This window comes from Pseudomonas eucalypticola, assembly GCF_013374995.1.
GTDB lineage: Bacteria > Pseudomonadota > Gammaproteobacteria > Pseudomonadales > Pseudomonadaceae > Aquipseudomonas > Aquipseudomonas eucalypticola.
This window is the reverse complement of the sequence record NZ_CP056030.1, coordinates 2,059,161-2,080,471: the sequence shown is the minus strand read 5'-3', so window position 1 is coordinate 2,080,471 and position 21,311 is coordinate 2,059,161. Positions and strand designations below refer to the sequence as shown.

Annotated in this window: 19 protein-coding genes; 16 read left to right on the top strand and 3 right to left on the bottom strand. The window is 62.1% G+C overall.

Annotation, left to right across the window (positions count from 1 at the left end):
* Positions 1-102 precede the first annotated feature (102 nt).
* Both clpA and clpS read right to left on the bottom strand, forming a co-directional pair.
* Positions 103-2,373 carry an ATP-dependent Clp protease ATP-binding subunit ClpA gene (clpA, locus tag HWQ56_RS09630; protein ID WP_158158967.1) on the bottom strand — a complete coding sequence of 757 codons (2,271 nt, stop codon included), beginning with the start codon at positions 2,371-2,373 and terminating at the stop codon, positions 103-105.
* Positions 2,374-2,403: 30 nt separating this feature from the next.
* Positions 2,404-2,766: an ATP-dependent Clp protease adapter ClpS gene (gene clpS / locus HWQ56_RS09625; protein WP_158158973.1), complete on the bottom strand. Its 363-nt coding sequence runs from the start codon at positions 2,764-2,766 to the stop codon at positions 2,404-2,406.
* Positions 2,767-2,779: 13 nt separating this feature from the next.
* Here clpS and HWQ56_RS09620 point away from each other — a divergent pair, with 13 nt between their 5' ends.
* On the top strand, positions 2,780-3,007 hold the full coding sequence (locus tag HWQ56_RS09620; RefSeq protein ID WP_158158966.1) for a hypothetical protein: 228 nt from the start codon (positions 2,780-2,782) through the stop codon (positions 3,005-3,007).
* Positions 2,988-3,254 (top strand): cold shock domain-containing protein CspD, encoded by a 267-nt coding sequence (gene cspD, locus HWQ56_RS09615; RefSeq protein ID WP_425331939.1) that lies wholly within the window; start codon positions 2,988-2,990, stop codon positions 3,252-3,254. The genes HWQ56_RS09620 and cspD overlap by 20 nt, the downstream gene beginning before the upstream one ends.
* Before the next feature lie 100 nt (positions 3,255-3,354).
* On the opposite strand, the gene icd is transcribed toward cspD, so the two are convergent.
* Positions 3,355-4,611, bottom strand: a complete 1,257-nt coding sequence (icd, locus tag HWQ56_RS09610) for an NADP-dependent isocitrate dehydrogenase (RefSeq protein ID WP_176570296.1) — start codon at positions 4,609-4,611, stop codon at positions 3,355-3,357.
* 376 nt (positions 4,612-4,987) lie between these two features.
* Here icd and HWQ56_RS09605 point away from each other — a divergent pair, with 376 nt between their 5' ends.
* From HWQ56_RS09605 to nuoF, 14 genes are all read left to right on the top strand, one after another.
* Positions 4,988-7,216, top strand: a complete 2,229-nt coding sequence (locus HWQ56_RS09605) for an NADP-dependent isocitrate dehydrogenase (protein ID WP_176570295.1) — start codon at positions 4,988-4,990, stop codon at positions 7,214-7,216.
* Positions 7,217-7,768: 552 nt separating this feature from the next.
* Positions 7,769-8,212: an NUDIX hydrolase gene (locus HWQ56_RS09600; protein WP_158158917.1), complete on the top strand. Its 444-nt coding sequence runs from the start codon at positions 7,769-7,771 to the stop codon at positions 8,210-8,212.
* A gap of 99 nt (positions 8,213-8,311) precedes the next feature.
* Positions 8,312-9,439, top strand: coding sequence for a tRNA 2-thiouridine(34) synthase MnmA (gene mnmA, locus HWQ56_RS09595; RefSeq protein WP_176570294.1), 1,128 nt, complete (start codon positions 8,312-8,314; stop codon positions 9,437-9,439).
* Positions 9,436-10,056, top strand: coding sequence for a high frequency lysogenization protein HflD (gene hflD, locus HWQ56_RS09590; RefSeq protein ID WP_176570293.1), 621 nt, complete (start codon positions 9,436-9,438; stop codon positions 10,054-10,056). The genes mnmA and hflD overlap by 4 nt, the downstream gene beginning before the upstream one ends.
* A 106-nt stretch (positions 10,057-10,162) precedes the next feature.
* Entirely contained in the window at positions 10,163-11,533 is a 1,371-nt protein-coding gene (purB, locus tag HWQ56_RS09585) for an adenylosuccinate lyase (RefSeq protein WP_176570292.1), read from the top strand.
* Positions 11,534-11,617: 84 nt separating this feature from the next.
* On the top strand, positions 11,618-12,787 hold the full coding sequence (locus HWQ56_RS09580; RefSeq protein WP_158158924.1) for a ribosomal protein uL16 3-hydroxylase: 1,170 nt from the start codon (positions 11,618-11,620) through the stop codon (positions 12,785-12,787).
* Positions 12,780-13,202, top strand: a complete 423-nt coding sequence (locus tag HWQ56_RS09575; RefSeq protein ID WP_158158926.1) for a GNAT family N-acetyltransferase — start codon at positions 12,780-12,782, stop codon at positions 13,200-13,202. Before HWQ56_RS09580 ends, HWQ56_RS09575 begins: the two co-directional genes overlap by 8 nt.
* 173 nt (positions 13,203-13,375) lie before the next feature.
* On the top strand, positions 13,376-14,128 hold the full coding sequence (locus HWQ56_RS09570; RefSeq protein ID WP_176570291.1) for a secretin N-terminal domain-containing protein: 753 nt from the start codon (positions 13,376-13,378) through the stop codon (positions 14,126-14,128).
* Positions 14,129-14,674: 546 nt separating this feature from the next.
* On the top strand, positions 14,675-16,000 hold the full coding sequence (gene aceA, locus HWQ56_RS09565; protein ID WP_158158930.1) for an isocitrate lyase: 1,326 nt from the start codon (positions 14,675-14,677) through the stop codon (positions 15,998-16,000).
* A 502-nt stretch (positions 16,001-16,502) separates the two neighbouring features.
* Complete coding sequence (locus HWQ56_RS09560) at positions 16,503-16,916, top strand: NADH-quinone oxidoreductase subunit A (protein ID WP_008369061.1); 414 nt, start codon at positions 16,503-16,505, stop codon at positions 16,914-16,916.
* A 10-nt stretch (positions 16,917-16,926) separates the two neighbouring features.
* A complete protein-coding gene (locus tag HWQ56_RS09555) occupies positions 16,927-17,601 on the top strand; it encodes a NuoB/complex I 20 kDa subunit family protein (RefSeq protein WP_158156576.1) in 675 nt (224 codons plus the stop codon).
* A 74-nt stretch (positions 17,602-17,675) separates the two neighbouring features.
* Positions 17,676-19,457, top strand: a complete 1,782-nt coding sequence (gene nuoC, locus HWQ56_RS09550; RefSeq protein ID WP_158156574.1) for an NADH-quinone oxidoreductase subunit C/D — start codon at positions 17,676-17,678, stop codon at positions 19,455-19,457.
* Between the two features lie 2 nt (positions 19,458-19,459).
* Entirely contained in the window at positions 19,460-19,957 is a 498-nt protein-coding gene (gene nuoE / locus HWQ56_RS09545; RefSeq protein ID WP_007970445.1) for an NADH-quinone oxidoreductase subunit NuoE, read from the top strand.
* Complete coding sequence (nuoF, locus tag HWQ56_RS09540) at positions 19,954-21,309, top strand: NADH-quinone oxidoreductase subunit NuoF (RefSeq protein ID WP_158156572.1); 1,356 nt, start codon at positions 19,954-19,956, stop codon at positions 21,307-21,309. The genes nuoE and nuoF overlap by 4 nt, the downstream gene beginning before the upstream one ends.
* Positions 21,310-21,311 lie beyond the last annotated feature (2 nt).

Below are 21,311 nucleotides of genomic sequence, written 5' to 3'. Positions count from 1 at the left end.
CACGAAAACGCCCGGCGCATGCCGGGCGTTTTTGTGTGGCCGCTACATTTGCACGCCCGCCTGGGTAGCCGCTGCCGCGTGACGGCAGCGGCCCCAACGGCGTCAGGCCATTTCCGCCGTGGTCTCGAAGTCGAACGTCATTTCGCCGTCCTTCACGTCGACGTGCACCACGCCACCATGCTCGGCCAGCTCCCCGAACAGAATCTCCTCGGCCAATGGCCGCTTGATCTTGTCCTGGATCAGCCGCGCCATCGGGCGGGCACCCATGGTCGCGTCGTAGCCGCCGGCCGCCAGCCAGCTGCGCGCCGCGTCCGAGACTTCCAGCAACACGCGCTTGTCTTCCAGCTGGGCCTGCAGTTCGGTGAGGAACTTGTCGACCACGCTCTTGATCGTCTCGTGGCTGAGGCGACCAAACTGGATGATGGTGTCCAGACGGTTGCGGAACTCTGGCGTGAAGCTTTTCTTGATCACTTCCATGGCATCGGACGAGTGGTCCTGGTGCGTGAACCCTATGGAGGCACGCGCCGCGGTCTCGGCACCGGCGTTGGTGGTCATGATCAAGATGACATTGCGGAAGTCCGCCTTGCGCCCGTTGTTGTCGGTCAGGGTACCGTGATCCATCACCTGCAGCAGCAGGTTGAAGACTTCCGGGTGGGCCTTCTCGATTTCATCGAGCAGCAGCACGCAGTGCGGTTGCTTGGTGATGGCCTCGGTCAGCAAGCCGCCCTGGTCGAAACCGACATAACCCGGAGGCGCGCCGATCAGACGGGACACGGTATGGCGCTCCATGTACTCGGACATGTCGAAACGCACCAGTTCAACGCCCAACGCCTTGGCCAACTGACGAGCGGCTTCGGTCTTGCCCACGCCGGTAGGGCCGGCGAACAGGAAGGAACCGACCGGCTTGTCCGGCGACTTCAGGCCAGCACGGGACAGCTTGATCGCGGTGGCCAGCGAGTCGATGGCAGCGTCCTGACCAAACACGGTCAGTTTCAGGTCGCGCTCCAGGTTACGCAGCAGCTCCTTGTCGGAACTGGTGACGTGCTTTGGCGGAATACGCGCAATCTTGGCGACAATGTCCTCGACCTGCGGTACATCAATGCGCTTGACCCGGTTCTCCACCGGCTGCAGACGCTGGTAGGCGCCCGCCTCGTCGATCACGTCGATGGCCTTGTCCGGCATGTGCCGGTCATTGATGTAGCGCGAGGCCAGCTCGGCGGCGGCCCGCAGGGCCTCGTCGCTGTACTCGATGCTGTGGTGCTGCTCGAAGCGCCCTTTCAGGCCGCGCAGGATACCGATGGTGTCTTCCACCGACGGCTCGCTGACATCCACCTTCTGGAAGCGCCGCGCCAGGGCCCGGTCTTTCTCGAAGATGCCCCGGAATTCCTGGAACGTAGTGCTGCCGATGCAACGGATATCACCCGAGGACAGCAGCGGCTTGAGCAGGTTGGAAGCGTCCATGACCCCGCCCGACGCGGCGCCGGCACCAATGATGGTGTGGATCTCGTCGATGAACAGGATCGCCTGCGGACGCTTCTTCAATTCGCCCAACAGCGCCTTGAAGCGTTTTTCGAAATCGCCGCGGTATTTGGTACCGGCCAGCAAGGCGCCGAGGTCCAGGGAGTAGACCACGCTGTTGGCCAGCAGGTCAGGGACCTGGCTGTCGACGATGCGCTTGGCCAGGCCCTCGGCGATGGCGGTCTTGCCGACGCCGGCTTCACCCACCAGCAACGGGTTGTTCTTGCGCCGACGGGCGAGGATCTGCGCCACGCGCTCCACTTCGTTCTCGCGGCCTACCAGCGGGTCGATACGGCCCTGGCGCGCGAGTTCGTTAAGGTTGCTGGCATAGGCGTCCAGTGGGTTGCCTGAAGAAGAAGACTCACCGCCCTCGTCGTCCTGCATTTCCTGTTCACCTTCCGAATGATCGCCGTGCCCCGGCACCTTGGAGATGCCGTGGGCGATGTAGTTGACCACATCGATGCGCGCCACGCTCTGCTGCTTGAGCAGGAACACGGCCTGGCTTTCCTGTTCGCTGAAGATGGCGACCAGCACGTTGGCACCGGTGACTTCGCGCTTGCCCGAGCTCTGTACGTGGAAGACGGCACGTTGCAGCACGCGCTGGAAGCCCAGGGTTGGCTGGGTTTCGCGGTCCTCGTCATGAACGGGGATCAGCGGCGTGGTGGAGTCGATGAACTCCTGCAAGTCGTGCTTGAGTTTGTCGAGGTTTGCGCCACAAGCGCGCAAAACGGTGGCGGCGGCCTCATTATCCAATAATGCCAACAGGAGGTGCTCCACGGTCATGAACTCATGACGCTTGGAACGGGCCTCCTTGAAGGCGAGATTGAGGGTGACTTCGAGCTCGCGGTTTAACATAGCTTCACCTCATACCCAAGTGGTCGGCGATTAACCGTCCTTCTCGATTTCACAGAGTAGCGGATGCTGGCTTTCCCTGGCGTATTGATTGACCTGCATGGCCTTTGTCTCGGCGATGTCGCGGGTGAACAATCCACATACGGCTCGCCCTTCCGTGTGGACGGCGAGCATGACCTTGGTCGCCAGCTCGCGGTTAAGGTTGAAAAACACCTCGAGCACTTCGACGACGAAATCCATCGGTGTGTAGTCATCGTTAAACAAAACCACCTTATACATGGGTGGCGCCTTCAAGGCCGGCTTGGATTCCTGTACGGCCAGGCCCGCTGAATCGTCCTCATCCGATTGCGGGCGATCCTGATTGAATGTTAGTCGAATCTGGCTGATTGCATGCATGGAAAGAAGGTTCATGGTTGAGCGAATAGGGTTGGGTGTTGACCTTGTGACCGGCTGTAAGCCCGGCCGCCGCATGACCTTGACTATCGGCAAAACGGTGTTACAAACAATAGAACCCACATTGGGGAATAAAGGTCCGCGCAGTCAACCAAATTTTTTGATCGGTCCGATGCCGGATGAAGTGGATGATACTCCAGAGATGGAGTCCTTTGCAGAGGGATATGAGCATGGCAAACGGTAAGGTCAAGTGGTTCAACAACGCCAAAGGCTATGGCTTCATCGTTGAAGAGGGCAAAAGCGAAGACCTGTTCGCCCACTACTCGGCCATCAAGATGGATGGCTACAAGACCCTCAAGGCCGGCCAGCCCGTCAAATTCGAAATCATCCAGGGCCCCAAGGGCCTGCACGCCGTCGAAATTAGCGCTGCCACTGACACCCCCTCGCCTGTCGCCGCTCCTGTGGCCGAACACCAGGCCGCCAACGCCTGAGACTGTGCCACCTGGCTCCCGAGGCTTGCCCGGGGGCCAGCCAACACAAATCTCGAAACAAAAAACCGGCCAGGAAGGCCGGCTTTTTTCGTACCGCCGGTCACATATGCTTGATCAGCGCCTCGCCGAACCCCGAACTGGACACCAGCGTGGCACCGTCCATCAGCCGCTCGAAATCATAGGTAACGGTTTTCGCCCCGATCGCGCCGTTGGTCCCCTTGATGATCAGGTCCGCCGCCTCGGTCCAGCCCAGGTGGCGCAGCATCATTTCCGCCGACAGGATCACCGACCCCGGGTTGACCTGGTCCTTGCCCGCGTACTTGGGCGCCGTACCGTGCGTCGCCTCGAACATGGCCACCGTGTCGGACAGGTTGGCGCCGGGCGCGATGCCGATACCGCCCACCTCCGCCGCCATCGCGTCGGACAGGTAGTCACCGTTGAGGTTGAGGGTGGCGATCACGTCGTATTCGGCCGGCCGCAGCAGGATCTGCTGCAACATGGCGTCGGCGATAGCGTCCTTGACGATCACGTTGCGCCCGGTCTTGGGGTTCTTGAATTGCATCCACGGCCCGCCGTCGAGCAAGGTGGCCCCGAATTCGTCGCGGGCAATCTCGTAGCCCCAGTCCTTGAAGGCGCCCTCGGTGAATTTCATGATGTTGCCCTTGTGCACCAGGGTCAGCGACTCGCGGTCATTGTCCACCACGTATTGCAGGGCCTTGCGCACCAGGCGCTGGGTGCCTTCCTTGGACACGGGCTTGACGCCGATGCCGCAGTCCTGGTCAAAACGGATCTTGGTGACACCCATTTCCTCCTTCAGGAACTTGATCACCTTCTGCGCTTCGGGGGTGCCGGCTTTCCATTCGATGCCGGCATAGATGTCCTCGGAGTTCTCGCGGAAGATCACCATGTCCACGTCCTGGGGCTTCTTCACCGGACTGGGCACACCCTGGAACCAGACCACCGGGCGCAGGCAGACATAAAGGTCAAGCTGCTGGCGCAAGGCAACGTTCAGCGACCGGATACCACCCCCCACTGGTGTGGTCAGGGGGCCTTTGATAGACACCACGTAGTCCTTCACCGCGTCGAGGGTTTCCTGGGGGAGCCACGTGTCCTGGTCATACACCTGGGTGGCTTTCTCGCCCGCGTACACTTCCATCCAGGAAATCTTGCGCTTGCCGCCGTAGGCCTTGGCCACCGCGGCGTCCACCACTTTGATCATGACCGGCGTGACGTCCACGCCAATGCCGTCGCCTTCGATGTACGGAATGATCGGTTGGTCTGGAACAGTGAGAGAATGGTCTGCATTGACGCTGATCTTTTCGCCGACGCTCGGAACCTGAATCTTCTGGTATCCCATGCTGGACTCCGTTTTTTGGGGTTGAACATCCTGGCTATCCCTGAGCGTAAACCACCTGCCCGGGACCGCAACCAGCTGTTTGAACCGTGAATCTGCCGAAGAGCATCATTTATAGACCATGACCAGTGGTATACTGTCGCAGTGACCATCGAGTCACCACTGGCCTGGCACCTGCCCGCGGGCGCCAGGCCCTTGAAAAAGCTTGAAAAAGACTGCGCTGTACCGCAGCTCGGTCGCTTGACGCTCTACTGATGCACCCCACATCATCGCGACGAATCCTCGACTTTCGGCTCATTGATGACATTGGACGAAAGCGCCTACCCTGCGCATCTCGAGATTCTGTGCACGCTTAGCAAAGAAGAGAGTTAATCCGAATATGCCCACCCGCTCAAAGATCATCTACACCTTCACCGACGAAGCTCCGGCCCTCGCCACCTATTCCCTGCTCCCTATCGTAGAAGCGTTCACCGCTTCGGCTGATATTGCCGTGGAAACCCGCGACATTTCGCTGGCTGGCCGCATCCTGTCGAGCTTCCCTGAGCAACTGAAAGCCGACCAGGTCATCGCTGACGACCTCGCCGAGCTGGGCACCCTGGCCACCACGCCGGAAGCCAACATCATCAAGCTGCCGAACATCAGCGCCTCGGTACCGCAACTGAAGGCCGCCATCGTCGAGCTGCAGGCCCAGGGCTACAACATCCCGGACTACCCGGAAAACCCGGCCACCGACGCCGAGAAAGAAGCCAAGTCGCGCTACGACAAGATCAAGGGCAGTGCCGTGAACCCGGTACTGCGCGAAGGCAACTCCGACCGCCGCGCTCCGCTGTCGGTCAAGAACTACGCCCGCAAGCACCCGCACAAGATGGGCGCCTGGGCCGCCGACTCCAAGTCCCACGTGGCTCACATGAGCAACGGCGACTTCTACGGCAGCGAAAAGGCCGCCCTGATCGAAGCCGCGGACGCCGTGCGCATCGAGCTGCTGGCCGCTGACGGCTCCACCAGCGTCCTGAAGGAAAAGACCTCGGTCAAGGCCGGCGAAATCATCGACTGCGCCGTGATGAGCAAAAAGGCCCTGCGCGCCTTCATCGCCGCTGAAATCGACGACGCCAAGGCCAAGGGCGTGCTGCTGTCCCTGCACCTCAAGGCCACCATGATGAAGGTTTCCGACCCGATCATGTTCGGCCAGGTCGTTGCCGAGTTCTACAAGGAAGCCCTGGCCAAGCACGCCACCGTGCTGGAGCAGGTCGGTTTCAACCTGAACAACGGTATCGGCGACCTGTACGCCCGCATCCAGTCGCTGCCTGCCGAGCAGAAAGCGCAGATCGAAGCCGACGTCCAGGCCGTGTACGCTACCCGCCCGGCGCTGGCCATGGTCAACTCCGACAAGGGCATCACCAACCTGCACGTGCCAAGCGACGTGATCGTCGACGCCTCGATGCCGGCCATGATCCGTGACTCGGGCAAGATGTGGAACACCGAAGGCAACCTGCAGGACACCAAGGCGGTGATCCCGGACCGTTGCTACGCCACCATCTACCAGGCTGTCATCGAAGACTGCAAGAAACACGGCGCGTTCGATCCGACCACCATGGGCAGCGTGCCGAACGTTGGCCTGATGGCGCAGAAAGCCGAAGAGTACGGCTCCCACGACAAGACCTTCCACATCAAGACCGACGGTACCGTTCGCGTCGTCGATGGCAAGGGCCGCGTGTTGCTGGAGCAGAAAGTCGAAGCCGGCGATATCTTCCGCATGTGCCAGACCAAGGACGCGCCGATCCAGGACTGGGTCAAGCTGGCCGTCAACCGTGCCCGCGCCTCCAACACCCCGGCGGTGTTCTGGCTGGACCCGGCCCGTGCCCACGACGGCGTGATGATCGAGAAGGTCCAGGTCTACCTGAAAGACCACGACACCTCGGGCCTGGACATCCGCATCATGTCCCCGGTCGACGCCATGAAGTTCTCCCTGGAGCGCATCCGCAAGGGCCAGGACACCATCTCGGTGACCGGCAACGTGCTGCGCGACTACCTGACCGACCTGTTCCCGATCATGGAACTGGGTACCAGCGCCAAGATGCTGTCCATCGTGCCGCTGATGAACGGCGGTGGCCTGTTCGAAACCGGCGCCGGCGGTTCGGCGCCCAAGCACGTGCAGCAACTGGTGGAAGAAAACTTCCTGCGCTGGGACTCGCTGGGTGAATTCCTGGCCCTGGCGGCCTCCCTGGAACACCTGGGCGTGACCAACGGCAACGCCAAGGCCAAGGTTCTGGCCGCCACCCTGGACCAGGCCACTGGCCAGTTCCTGGACAACAACAAGTCGCCATCGCGCAAAGTCGGCAACATCGACAACCGCGGCAGCCACTTCTACCTGGCGCTGTACTGGGCCCAGGCCCTGGCCGCGCAGACCGAAGACGCCGCGCTGCAAGCCCAGTTCGCCCCACTGGCCAAGGCACTGACCGAGAACGAAGCGACGATCGTCGCCGAGCTCAACGCCGTGCAAGGCAAGCCGGTGGACATCGCTGGCTACTACCACGCCAACGCCGAGCTGGCTGCCAAGGTGATGCGCCCTAGCGCGACCTTCAACGCCGCCATCGCTGCACTGAAGTAAGCTTCAAGCCTCAAGAAAGCCCCAGCCTGCGCTGGGGCTTTTTTTTGGTTCTTCACGGATTGCCGGAAACGTGGGTGGCGCCTACAAAGATCTGTAGTGAACAAACAAGGCGGACCAGGTGCTCTCACAGACATGACTGGCCCGAAACAGATGTGGGACCAGGCTTGCCTGGGAAGCGCCGCGCGGGCGGCGCTCGGTTTCAAAGGCGCAGGAAAAACCAAGACATGCACCTATTGGCCCTGGTGCGATTTCAAGCCATGCCGACAGAAGGCTCAGCGGAGCTCCTGGCTTGAGATCGCACAGGGCCCCCAGGCGCCAGGCGATGTTGTTGTGTCGCTGTTGAGATCGAGCGCCGTCCGCACGGCGCTTCCCGGGCAAGCCCGGTCCCACATCCGTTTCGGGCCAGTTACGCCTGTGAGATCACCTCGTCTGCCTTGTTTGTTCACTACAGATCTTTGTAAAGACCACCAGTTTTCTCGGCAATCCGTGGAAAACTTTTTTGCCACAGACTGTAAGCTACAAACGACCTGCTCCCGACTGAAAGGAGGGCCCATGCGCCCCTGGATCCCCCATGTCACCGTCGCCACCGTCATCGAAGACCAAGGCCGTTTCCTGCTGGTCGAAGAACTCAAGGGCGGTCGCGCCGTGCTCAACCAGCCTGCCGGGCACCTGGAGCCCGACGAGAGCCTGATCGAGGCGGCCATTCGCGAAACCGTCGAGGAAACCGGTTACGACGTCGAGCTCACCGGCGTGGTCGGCATCTACCTGTATACCGCGCCCAGCAACGGCATCACGTACCAGCGGGTGTGTTTTGCCGGCAGGCCGCTGCACCATGACCCCGAGCGAAAGCTGGACCACGGCATCATCGGCCCGCAATGGCTGACCCGCGACGAGATCATCGCGCAGAAAGCCCGCTGGCGCAGCGAACTGTTGCTGCAATGCATCGACGACTACCTGGAGCACCCGCTGCACAGCCTCAGCCTGATTCGTAATTGAGCCGCACTACCCATCAGGGTCAGGTTTGATCAGCAGCAAGCGCAACCGGGCGCTTGGTGATAGAATCCCCTGCTTTTCCCAGACACACACTCAATTCCTATGCGTGATTCAGCTGCTGCCCCTGAAACCCAGCGCGTTATCGTCGGCATGTCCGGCGGCGTTGACTCTTCCGTGTCCGCCCTCCTGCTGCTCGAACAGGGGTACCAGGTGGAAGGCCTGTTCATGAAGAACTGGGAAGAAGACGACGGCACCGAATACTGCACCGCCCGCGAAGACCTGGCCGACGCCCAGGCCGTGTGCGACCGTATCGGCATCAAGCTGCATACGGCCAACTTCGCCGCCGAATACTGGGACAACGTCTTCGAACACTTCCTGGAAGAGTACAAGGCCGGCCGCACGCCGAACCCGGACATCCTCTGCAACCGCGAAATCAAGTTCAAGGCTTTCCTGGACTACGCCCTGTCCCTGGGCGCCGACCTTATCGCCACCGGCCACTACGTGCGCCGCCGCGATGTCGACGCCCGTACCGAACTGCTCAAGGGCCTGGACCCGAACAAGGACCAGAGCTACTTCCTGCACGCCGTGGGCGGCGAACAGATCGCCCGGACCCTGTTCCCGGTAGGCGAGCTGGAAAAGCCGGAAGTACGTGCCATCGCCGAGAAACACGGCCTGGCCACCGCCAAGAAGAAGGACTCCACCGGTATCTGCTTCATTGGCGAGCGTCGTTTCAGTGACTTCCTCAAGCAGTACCTGCCCGCCCAGCCTGGCGAGATCCAGACCACCGAAGGTGAAGTGATCGGCCGCCACCATGGCCTGATGTACCACACCATCGGCCAGCGCCAGGGCCTGGGCATCGGCGGCTTGAAAGACGCCAGCGACGAGCCGTGGTACGTGCTGGAAAAAGACCTTGCGCGCAACGTGCTGGTGGTCGGCCAAGGCAATGACCACCCATGGCTGTTCTCCCGGGCCCTGCTGGCCTCGGAAATCTGGTGGGTGAACCCTGTCGACCTGAGCAGCCCGCGCCGCCTGACCGCCAAGGTGCGCTACCGCCAGAGCGACCAGGCCTGCACCCTGGAACAGACCGCCCAGGGCTACCGCGCCGTGTTCGACGAGCCGCAGCGCGCCGTCACCCCGGGCCAGTCCGTGGTGTTCTACGACGGTGAGATCTGCCTGGGTGGCGGTGTCATCGAAGTGGCCGAGCCCTGGACCAGCAAGGGCCAGGCATGAACCAGATTCAGGAGCAACTGATTGCCCTGGGCGGCGTGTTCGAGGCCGCCGTGCTGGTGGACCGCATCGCCAAGACTGGCCAGAGCACCGAGGCAGCCATGGGCTGCATGCTTGGCAGCCTGCTGATCCGCGACCCCAAGGACACCCTGGAGGTGTTTGGCGGTGACGACCTGAACCTGCGCGAGGGCTACCGCGCCCTGGTCAGTGCGCTGGAGCGCGACCCGGCGAGCCTGCAGCGCGAACCGCTGCGCTACGCCCTGTCGATGCTCAACCTGGAGCGCCAACTGGGCAAGCGTGACGACCTGCTGGAGGTGATCGGCAAGCGCCTGCCGCAAATCCAGTCCCAGGTAGAACATTTCGGCATTACCCACGAGAACGTTATCGCCGCCAGTGGCGCTCTGTACCAGGATACCCTGAGCACGTTGCGCCAGCGCATTCAGGTGCAAGGCGACATGCGCAACCTGCAGCAGCCCAGCAATGCCGCGAAAATACGCGCCCTGCTGCTGGCGGGCATCCGCTCGGCACGCCTGTGGCGGCAATTGGGCGGCCACCGCTGGCAACTGGTCTTCAGCCGGCGCAAGCTGCTCAAAGAGCTTTACCCGATGATGCGCGGTTAACGCTCGTCACTTCACGGGCGCGGTCGGCGCTGGGCTGCCGACCTGCAATGAATTTTCATGTATGATACGCGCCCCATTTCGTTGCCCGACTGTCCGAGAACACCCCATGCAGCTTTCTTCGCTCACTGCGGTTTCCCCTGTTGACGGCCGCTACGCCGGCAAAACCCAGGCCCTGCGCCCTATTTTCAGCGAATACGGCCTGATCCGTTTCCGCGCCCTGGTGGAAGTACGCTGGCTCCAGCGCCTGGCCGCCCACCCGCAAATCAGCGAAGTGCCGGCCTTCTCCGCCGAAGCCAACGCTATCCTCGACGCCCTGGCCGATGACTTCGCCCTCGAACACGCCGAGCGCGTGAAAGAGATCGAGCGCACCACCAACCACGACGTCAAGGCCATCGAGTACCTGCTCAAGGAGCAGGCCGCCAAGCTGCCGGAACTGGCCAAGGTCAGCGAGTTCATCCACTTCGCCTGCACCAGCGAGGACATCAACAACCTGTCCCACGCCCTGATGCTGCGCGAAGGCCGTGACACCGTGCTGCTGCCGCTGATGCGCCAGATCGCCAACGACATCCGCGCGCTGGCCCACCGCTTCGCCGACGTGCCGATGCTGTCGCGCACCCACGGCCAGCCGGCTTCGCCGACCACCCTGGGCAAGGAACTGGCCAACGTCGTCTACCGTCTGGAGCGCCAGATCGCCCAGGTAGCCGCCGTGCCGCTGCTGGGCAAGATCAACGGCGCCGTGGGCAACTACAACGCCCACCTGTCCGCCTACGCCGACATCGACTGGGAAGCCAACGCCCGCGCCTTCATCGAAGACGAGCTGGGCCTGGGCTTCAACCCCTACACCACCCAGATCGAACCGCACGACTACATCGCCGAGCTGTTCGACGCCATCGCGCGCTACAACACCATCCTGATCGACTTCGATCGCGATATCTGGGGCTACATCTCCCTGGGCTACTTCAAGCAGCGCACCATCGCCGGCGAAATCGGCTCCTCGACCATGCCGCACAAGGTCAACCCGATCGACTTCGAAAACTCCGAAGGCAACCTGGGTATCGCCAACGCACTGTTCCAGCACCTGGCCAGCAAACTGCCGGTTTCGCGCTGGCAGCGTGACCTGACCGACTCCACCGTGCTGCGCAACCTGGGCGTCGGTTTTGCCCACAGCGTCATTGCCTATGAAGCGAGCCTGAAGGGCATCAGCAAGCTGGAACTGAACGAAGTGCGCATCGCCGAAGACCTGGACGCCTGCTGGGAAGTCCTGGCCGAGCCGATCCAGACCGTGATGCGCCGCTACAACATCGAAAACCCGTACGAAAAACTGAAAGAGTTGACCCGTGGCAAGGGCATCAGCCCTGAAGCACTGCAAACTTTCATCGACGGCCTGGACATGCCAGCCGAAGCCCGCGCCGAACTGAAGAAGCTGACCCCGGCTTCCTACATCGGTAACGCCGCGGCTCAGGCCAAGCGCATCTGACGCCTTGCCCCGTCGTTCAGACGCCCGGCTTAGCCGGGCGTTTTTATTCGTGACATAAAAGCGCAACCATTCAATAGGTTACACATGAACTCTGATACTCCTCTTCAACTTCTGGGTGGCTTGACCGCACGCGAGTTCCTGCGTGACTACTGGCAGAAAAAGCCCCTGCTGGTCCGTCAGGCGTTCACCGATTTCGAAAACCCCATCAGCCCTGACGAATTGGCAGGCCTGGCCCTGGAAGAAGAAGTCGAATCGCGCATCGTCATCGAACACGGCGAACGCCCGTGGGAAATGCGCCGCGGCCCGTTCGAAGAAGACGCTTTCAGCCAACTGCCCGAGCGTGAGTGGACCCTGCTGGTGCAGGCCGTCGACCAGTTCGTACCGGAAGTGGCCGACCTGCTGCAGCATTTCCGCTTCCTGCCAAGCTGGCGCATCGACGATGTGATGATCAGCTTCGCCGCCCCGGGCGGCAGCGTTGGCGCGCACTTCGACAACTACGACGTGTTCCTGCTGCAAGGCCACGGCAAGCGCAACTGGAAGGTCGGGCAAATGTGCGACTCCGACAGCCCGCTGATCGAACACGCCGACTTGCGCATCCTGGCTAACTTCGAGCAAAGCGACGAGTGGACCCTGGAGCCCGGCGACATGCTCTACCTGCCGCCGCGCCTGGCTCACTACGGTGTGGCCCTGGACGACTGCATGACCTACTCGGTGGGCTTCCGCGCCCCGAGCGCGTCCGAAGTGCTGACCCATTTCACCGATTTCCTGAGCCAGTTCCTCCCGGACGAAGACCGTTACAGCGATGCCGACGCGCAACCGGTCAGCGACCCGCACCAGATCCAGCACGACGCCCTGGACCGCCTGAAGAAGCTGCTCAACGAGCACATGAACGACGAGCGCCTGCTGCTGACCTGGTTCGGCCAGTTCATGACCGAGCCGCGCTACCCGGAGCTGGTAGCGGGCGAAACCCTGGAAGAAGACGACCTGCTGGACGGCCTGGAAGAAGGCGCCATCCTGATCCGCAACCCGAGCGCGCGCATGGCCTGGTCGGAAGTGGGCGATGACCTGCTGCTGTTCGCCAGCGGCCAGAGCCGCCTGCTGCCGGGTGAGCTGCGCGACCTGCTGAAACTGATCTGCGCCGCCGACGCCCTGCACATCGAAAACCTGGGCCCATGGATGATCGACGAGCAAGGTCGTACACTGATCTGTGAGCTGGTCAAACAGGGAAGTCTGGGGTTCGCTGCCGATGAATAAGATTCGCGTACGCGTGGCTGATTGGCACAAGGACATCGCCGACATTCGACGTATCCGCGAGGCCGTGTTCATCGCCGAGCAATCGGTGCCCCCGGAGCTGGAGTTCGACGCCGACGACAACGACGCCGTGCACTTCCTGGCCTGCGAGGGCGACTACCCCATCGGCACCGCCCGCCTGCTGCCCGACGGCCAGATCGGCCGGGTCTCGGTGCTCAAGGACTGGCGCGGGCTGAAAGTGGGCGACGCCCTGCTTGAGGCCGCCATCGCCCAAGCCGAGCAGCAGGACCTCAAGCAGCAGAGCCTGAGCGCCCAGGTACACGCCACGGCCTTCTACGAGCGCCATGGCTTCAAGGTCGTGAGCGAAGAATTCCTCGAGGCGGGCATCCCGCACGTGGACATGGTCCGCTCCAGCTAACCCGCTGCCCACCCCTGTGGGACCGGGCGAAGCTCAGGAACAGCACACCGCGGTATATCCGACATACCGCAGCGTCCTTTTCTCGAACTCCGCCCGGTCCCACACAGGGATCTGCGCTTCCCGGCCGAACCCCGTCTGCCATAATGTCCGCTCCAATGATGGAGAATTCGGACATGCCGCTACGCCCCCTCCTCGCCACCCTGGCCCTGGCCACCTCCTTCGCTGCCCACGCCGCCACCGAAATCGTGCCGCTGAACAACCGCACCAGCGACGACCTGCTGCCCGTGGCGCAGAATTTCCTGGGCCGCGACGGCAAGGTCACCGCCTACGGCAACCAATTGATCGTCAACGCCGACCCCGACAAGATCCAGCAACTGCGCGCCCTGATCACGCAACTGGACGTGGCCGCCCGGCGCCTGCTCATCAGCGTGGACACCAGCGACAGCAATGACGGCGACCGTGGCGGTTACACCGTGAACGGCAGCAATACCCGGATCATCAACTACAGCACGGCCAACCGTACCGGCGGCGTGCAGCAGGTACAAGCCACCGAGGGCACCCCCGCCCTGATTCAGGTCGGCCAGAGCGTGCCGTTCACCACCGCCCAAAGCGACAGCTACGGCGGCTTGCAGACCCAGACCCAGTACAAGAACGTCACCCAAGGCTTCTACGTGACCGCCAGCGTCACTGGCGAGACCGTTCACCTGAGCATCAGTACCAACAATGACCGGATGAGCCAGGAGCGTCAGGATGTAGTGAACGTTCAAAGCACCGACACGCAGGTCAGCGGGCGCTTGGGCGAATGGATAATCTTGGCCGGTACCAACGAGCAAAGCCAGTACAACCAGCGCGGGTATACCCGAAATTGGTCCACCCAGGGGCGCAATGACATGACCTTGCGGGTAAAAGTGGACCCCGTTGACTGAAATCGTGACCCAGGGGTCGCGAAAACACCCTGATGGTCAGCGACCAAAGACTCTGAAACTGACTGATAAGTCGCCTTGAACCAAAGATGTAGTGCTATGAAAAAAGCACTACAAAATGTTTGACGACACCTTTTCGCCGAGGCATGATGGCCTCGCTCCCGCTAATCAGGGGCCCTGGAAAGGGCCTTCGGATCGGTCTCCAACCTACCCACCGGAGCCGATTCGTGTCTGGAACGCCCACAAGGCAGCCTGACGAGATTGCGACTGGAACGAAGAAGTTGTCCCGAGGGACGGAAGCGCATTCTGGTAACACGGCAAGGCCTGTTCGCCGCACCACCGCCACGACCGGTCGGTGTACACGCACAGGGCACGCCCGGCCAACTGCCACTCCCCTCTCGAACGACCGTTCGATCGTCGCCTTCTCCGTCAAGCCCGTCCCAGACCTTCTAAGCTTCTGATCTGCGAGCGCCACCATGGTGTTTCTGTAAGGACAGCGCCGGCGGAGCGAGAATTTTCATCCAAACCTATGCGACGAGGTTTATCTCCATGGCACTGACACGCGAACAACAAATAGCTGCCCTTGAAAAAGACTGGGCAGAAAACCCGCGCTGGAAAGGTGTGACCCGGACTTACTCCGCGGCCGACGTTGTGCGCCTGCGCGGCTCGGTTCAACCCGAGCACACATTGGCCCGCCTCGGCGCCGAGAAGCTCTGGAAGCTGGTGACCCAGGGCGCCAAGCCGTCCTTCCGTCCGGACAAGGACTTCGTCAACTGCATGGGCGCCCTCACCGGCGGCCAGGCCGTGCAACAGGTCAAGGCCGGTATCCAGGCCATTTACCTGTCCGGCTGGCAAGTGGCTGCCGACAACAACTCGGCCGAATCCATGTACCCCGACCAGTCGCTGTACCCGGTCGACTCGGTACCCACCGTGGTCAAACGCATCAACAACTCATTCCGCCGCGCTGACCAGATTCAATGGAAAGCCGGCAAGAACCCGGGCGATGACGGTTACATCGACTACTTCGCCCCCATCGTTGCCGACGCCGAAGCCGGCTTCGGCGGCGTGCTCAACGCTTACGAGCTGATGAAGAACATGATCGAAGCGGGCGCCGCTGGCGTGCACTTCGAAGACCAGCTGGCGTCGGTGAAAAAATGCGGCCACATGGGGGGCAAGGTGCTGGTGCCGACCCAGGAGGCCGTGCAGAAGCTGGTCGCCGCGCGCCTGGCCGCTGACGTGGCCGGCGTGCCGACGATCATCCTGGCTCGTACCGACGCCAACGCCGCCGACCTGCTGACCTCAGACTGCGACCCGTATGACCAACCGTTCGTGACGGGCACCCGCACGCCTGAAGGGTTCTACAAGGTGCGCGCCGGCCTCGACCAGGCTATCGCCCGCGGCCTGGCCTATGCGCCGTACGCCGACCTGATCTGGTGCGAAACCGCCAAGCCGGACCTGGACGAAGCCCGTCGCTTCGCCGAGGCCATCAAGAAGGAATACCCCGACCAGTTGCTGTCGTACAACTGCTCGCCGTCCTTCAACTGGAAGAAGAACCTGGACGACGCCACCATCGCCAAGTTCCAGCGCGAACTGTCGGCCATGGGCTACAAGCACCAGTTCATCACCCTGGCCGGTATCCACAACATGTGGCACGGCATGTTCAACCTGGCGCACGACTACGCCCGCAACGACATGACCGCCTACGTGAAGCTGCAGGAGCAGGAGTTCGCCGATGCGGCGAAGGGTTACACCTTCGTGGCGCACCAGCAGGAAGTGGGCACGGGGTACTTCGATGACATGACCACGGTGATTCAGGGTGGGGTGTCCTCGGTGACGGCGCTGACGGGCTCGACGGAGGAAGAGCAGTTTCATTGATCCCAGGTGATGCAGAAGAGGCCACCCCTTGCGGGTGGCCTTTTGCTTTGGACTGCACCCGGCAGCCCGCCCCCACCCAATCCCCAACCCTTCCCACCACCTTCGCCCACATCGACTACGCTTCTACAACCAAAGTCTTGATCCAAGCCAACATATATAGAGCGAAAATCACGTAGAACGTACGAGTTGGTTAACTGTCCCAACCCTCTTGACACAACTTACGCACCTTTAAATGATATTAATTATCATTACACATTAAAGCAGTGTCAGTGAGCGGGCTGCGGCGTTATTAATAAAACACCCGCAAACCCCCGGCCCACGGGCCCCGAAGGCACTTGCAGGGAGTGTATGTGCTTAATCCTACGAATAAATTTGCTGCAGAAAATTTACTTGCCACGGGTTTACCCATAAAATCAGCGCGATAGATTCAGCTGCGACATATCGTCACTGCCTTACTACTTTTCAAGCCCAGAGATTTTTGCTCTCTGTTAAGGAATCCAGCATGCCCGATTCGACAGGACTCATGGCCCACAACTGGGGCTTTGCCATCTTCCTTTTGGGTGTCGCCGGGCTCTGTGCCTTCATGCTGGGGCTGTCGGCCCTGCTGGGTAGCAAGGCCTGGGGCCGCAGCAAGAACGAACCCTTTGAATCCGGCATGCTGCCGGTCGGCAGCGCCCGTCTGCGCCTCTCCGCGAAATTCTATCTGGTCGCGATGCTATTCGTGATCTTTGATATCGAAGCCCTCTTTCTCTTTGCATGGTCTGTGTCGGTACGCGAAAGCGGCTGGGCCGGATTCGTCGAAGCACTCGTTTTCATAGCAATTCTGTTGGCAGGTCTTGTCTACCTTTGGCGGGTGGGGGCGCTCGATTGGGCTCCCGAAGGTCGCCGTAAGCGGCAGGCGAAGCTGAAACAATGAGGCTTTGGCAATGCAATACAATCTCACCAGAATCGACCCGGATGCACCCAATGACCAGTATCCGATCGGCGAACGGGAAACCGTAGCCGATCCGCTCGAGGATCAGGTCCACAAGAACATCTTCATGGGCAAGCTCTCGGACGTCCTGAGCGGTGCGGTGAACTGGGGGCGCAAGAACTCCCTGTGGCCGTACAACTTCGGGCTTTCGTGCTGCTACGTGGAAATGACCACCGCCTTCACCGCGCCCCACGACATCGCCCGGTTCGGCGCCGAAGTGATTCGGGCCTCGCCACGCCAGGCCGACTTCATGGTCATCGCCGGCACCTGCTTCGTGAAGATGGCCCCCATCATCCAGCGCCTGTACGAACAGATGCTCGAACCCAAGTGGGTCATTTCCATGGGCTCGTGCGCCAACTCCGGTGGCATGTACGACATTTACTCGGTCGTTCAAGGGGTGGATAAATTCCTGCCCGTGGACGTTTATGTGCCCGGCTGCCCGCCGCGCCCAGAGGCCTTCCTGCAAGGCCTGATGCTGTTGCAGGAATCCATTGGCCAAGAGCGTCGCCCGCTGTCCTGGGTCGTCGGAGATCAAGGCGTGTACCGCGCCGAGATGCCGTCGCAAAAGGAACAACGCCGCGAACAGCGTATCGCGGTCACCAACCTGCGCAGCCCCGACGAAGTCTGATCCAGCTCTTTACGCGGCATCGCCACAAAGAACCCTGGCTTCATTCTGTACGTTGACGAATAGCGACCGAGACCATGACAGCGGACACCGCTCTATATATCCCGCCTTACAAGGCTGACGACCAGGACGTGGTCGTCGAACTGAACCAGCGCTTCGGCCCCGAAGCGTTCGTCGCTCAGGAAACCCGCACCGGCATGCCGGTGCTGTGGATCGAACGCGCCAAGCTCAAGGAAGTGATGAGCTTCCTGCGCAATGTGCCCAAGCCCTACTCCATGCTCTACGACCTGCATGGCGTGGACGAACGCCTGCGCACCCAGCGCCGTGGCCTGCCGGGCGCCGATTTCACCGTGTTCTACCACCTGCTGTCGGTGGAGCGGAACAGCGACGTGATGATCAAGGTAGCGCTGCACGAAGGCGACCTGAACCTGCCCACCGTCACCGGTATCTGGCCCAACGCCAACTGGTACGAGCGTGAAGTCTGGGACATGTTCGGCATCACCTTCCAGGGCCACCCGCACCTGTCGCGCATCATGATGCCGCCCACCTGGGAAGGTCACCCGCTGCGCAAGGACTACCCGGCGCGCGCCACCGAATTCGACCCGTTCAGCCTGACCCTGGCCAAGCAGCAGCTGGAAGAAGAGTCCGCGCGCTTCAAGCCGGAAGACTGGGGCATGAAACGCTCGGGCACCAACGAGGACTACATGTTCCTCAACCTGGGCCCCAACCACCCGTCTGCCCACGGTGCGTTCCGCATCATCCTGCAACTGGACGGCGAAGAGATCGTCGATTGCGTGCCTGACATCGGCTACCACCACCGTGGCGCCGAGAAAATGGCCGAGCGCCAGTCCTGGCACAGCTTCATCCCCTACACCGACCGCATCGACTACCTGGGCGGGGTGATGAACAACCTGCCCTACGTGCTGGCGGTGGAAAAGCTGGCGGGCATCAAGGTGCCGCAGAAGGTCGACACCATCCGCATCATGATGGCCGAGTTCTTCCGTATCACCAGCCACCTGCTGTTCCTGGGTACCTATATCCAGGACGTGGGCGCCATGACCCCGGTGTTCTTCACCTTCACCGACCGCCAGAAGGCCTACACGGTGATCGAGGCCATCACCGGCTTCCGCCTGCACCCGGCCTGGTACCGCATCGGCGGCGTGGCCCACGACCTGCCGCGCGGCTGGGAAAAGCTGGTGAAGGACTTCGTCGAATGGCTGCCCAAGCGCCTGGACGAATACACCAAGGCTGCCTTGCAGAACAGCATTCTCAAGGGCCGTACCGTGGGCGTGGCCGCCTACAACACCCGCGAAGCCCTGGAATGGGGTGTGACCGGTGCCGGCCTGCGTTCCACCGGCTGCGACTTCGACCTGCGCAAGGCGCGCCCGTACTCGGGCTACGAGCACTTCGAGTTCGAAGTGCCGCTAGGCCACAACGGTGATGCCTACGACCGCTGCATGGTGCGCGTGGAAGAGATGCGCCAGAGCATCAAGATCATCGACCAGTGCATGCGCAACATGCCCGAAGGCCCGTACAAGGCGGACCACCCGCTGACCACGCCGCCGCCCAAGGAGCGCACGCTGCAGCACATCGAAACCTTGATCACGCACTTCCTGCAGGTTTCGTGGGGCCCGGTGATGCCGGCCAACGAATCCTTCCAGATGATCGAAGCGACCAAGGGCATCAACAGCTATTACCTGACGAGCGACGGCGGCACCATGAGCTACCGTACCCGGATCCGCACCCCGAGCTACCCGCACCTGCAGCAGATCCCTTCGGTGATCAAAGGCAGCATGGTCGCGGACTTGATCGCGTACCTGGGTAGTATCGACTTCGTTATGGCCGACGTGGACCGCTAAGCATGAACAGCACGCTTATCCAGACTGACCGTTTCGCCCTCAGCGAAACCGAGCGCTCGGCCATCGAGCACGAGCTGCACCACTACGAGGACCCGCGCGCGGCGTCCATCGAAGCCCTGAAGATCGTTCAGAAGGAACGTGGCTGGGTGCCCGATGGCGCCCTGTACGCCATTGGCGAGATCCTCGGCATCCCGGCCAGCGACGTCGAAGGCGTGGCTACCTTCTATAGCCAGATCTTCCGCCAGCCCGTGGGCCGCCACATCATTCGCGTGTGCGACAGCATGGTCTGCTACATCGGCGGCCACGAGTCGGTGGTCAGCGAAATCCAGAGCAAGCTGGGCATCGGCCTGGGCCAGACCACCGCGGACGGGCGCTTCACCCTGCTGCCAGTGTGCTGCCTGGGCAACTGCGACAAGGCTCCGGCGCTGATGATCGACGACGATACCTTCGGCGACGTGCAGCCAGCCGGCGTTGCCAAACTGCTGGAGGGCTACGTATGACCCTTACCTCCTTCGGGCCTGCCAACCGCATCGCCCGCACCCCGGAAACCCACCCGCTGACCTGGCGCCTGCGTGACGACGCCGAACCGGTGTGGTTCGACGAGTACGTGAGCAAGGACGGCTACGCGGCGGCCCGCAAGGCCTTCGCCGACCTGTCCCAGGACGACATCGTCCAGACGGTGAAAGACTCCGGCCTCAAAGGCCGTGGCGGTGCGGGCTTCCCCACCGGCGTCAAATGGGGCCTGATGCCCAAAGACGAGTCCATGAACATCCGCTACCTGCTGTGCAACGCGGACGAAATGGAACCCAACACCTGGAAAGACCGCATGCTGATGGAGCAACTGCCCCATCTGCTGATCGAAGGCATGCTCATCAGCGCCCGCGCGTTGAAAGCCTACCGTGGCTACATCTTCCTGCGTGGCGAATACGTCACCGCCGCCAAGCACCTGAACCGCGCGGTGGAAGAAGCCAAGGCCGCCGGCCTGCTGGGCAAGAACATCCTGGGGTCGGGCTTTGACTTCGAGCTGTTCGTGCACACCGGCGCCGGGCGCTACATCTGCGGTGAAGAAACCGCGCTGATCAACTCCCTGGAAGGCCGCCGCGCCAACCCGCGCTCCAAGCCGCCGTTCCCGGCCGCCGTGGGCGTGTGGGGCAAGCCGACCTGCGTCAACAACGTCGAGACCCTGTGCAACGTGCCGGCCATCGTCGGCAACGGCGTGGACTGGTACAAGTCCCTGGCCCGCGAGGGCAGTGAAGACCACGGCACCAAGTTGATGGGCTTCAGCGGCAAGGTCAAGAACCCCGGCCTGTGGGAATTGCCCTTCGGCATCCCGGCCCGCGAGCTGTTCGAAGACTACGCCGGCGGCATGCGCGACGGCTTCAAGCTCAAGTGCTGGCAGCCTGGCGGCGCCGGTACCGGTTTCCTGTTGCCCGAGCACCTGGACGCGCAGATGTACGCCGGCGGCATCGGCAAGGTCGGCACCCGCATGGGTACGGGCCTGGCCATGGCCGTGGACGACAAGGTCAACATGGTGTCCTTGCTGCGCAACATGGAAGAGTTCTTTGCCCGCGAATCGTGCGGCTTCTGCACCCCGTGCCGTGACGGCCTGCCGTGGAGCGTCAAGCTGCTGCGCGCCCTCGAGAACGGCCAGGGCCAGCAAGGCGACATCGAGACGCTGCTGGGCCTGGTCGGTTTCCTCGGCCCGGGCAAGACCTTCTGCGCCCACGCACCTGGTGCCGTGGAGCCCTTGGGCAGTGCGATCAAATATTTCCGCCCGGAATTCGAGGCTGGCATCGCCGCAAACAGCGGCCTGCGCCCGGACCTGGCGCGCCCGATCACCGTCGGCGCATAACA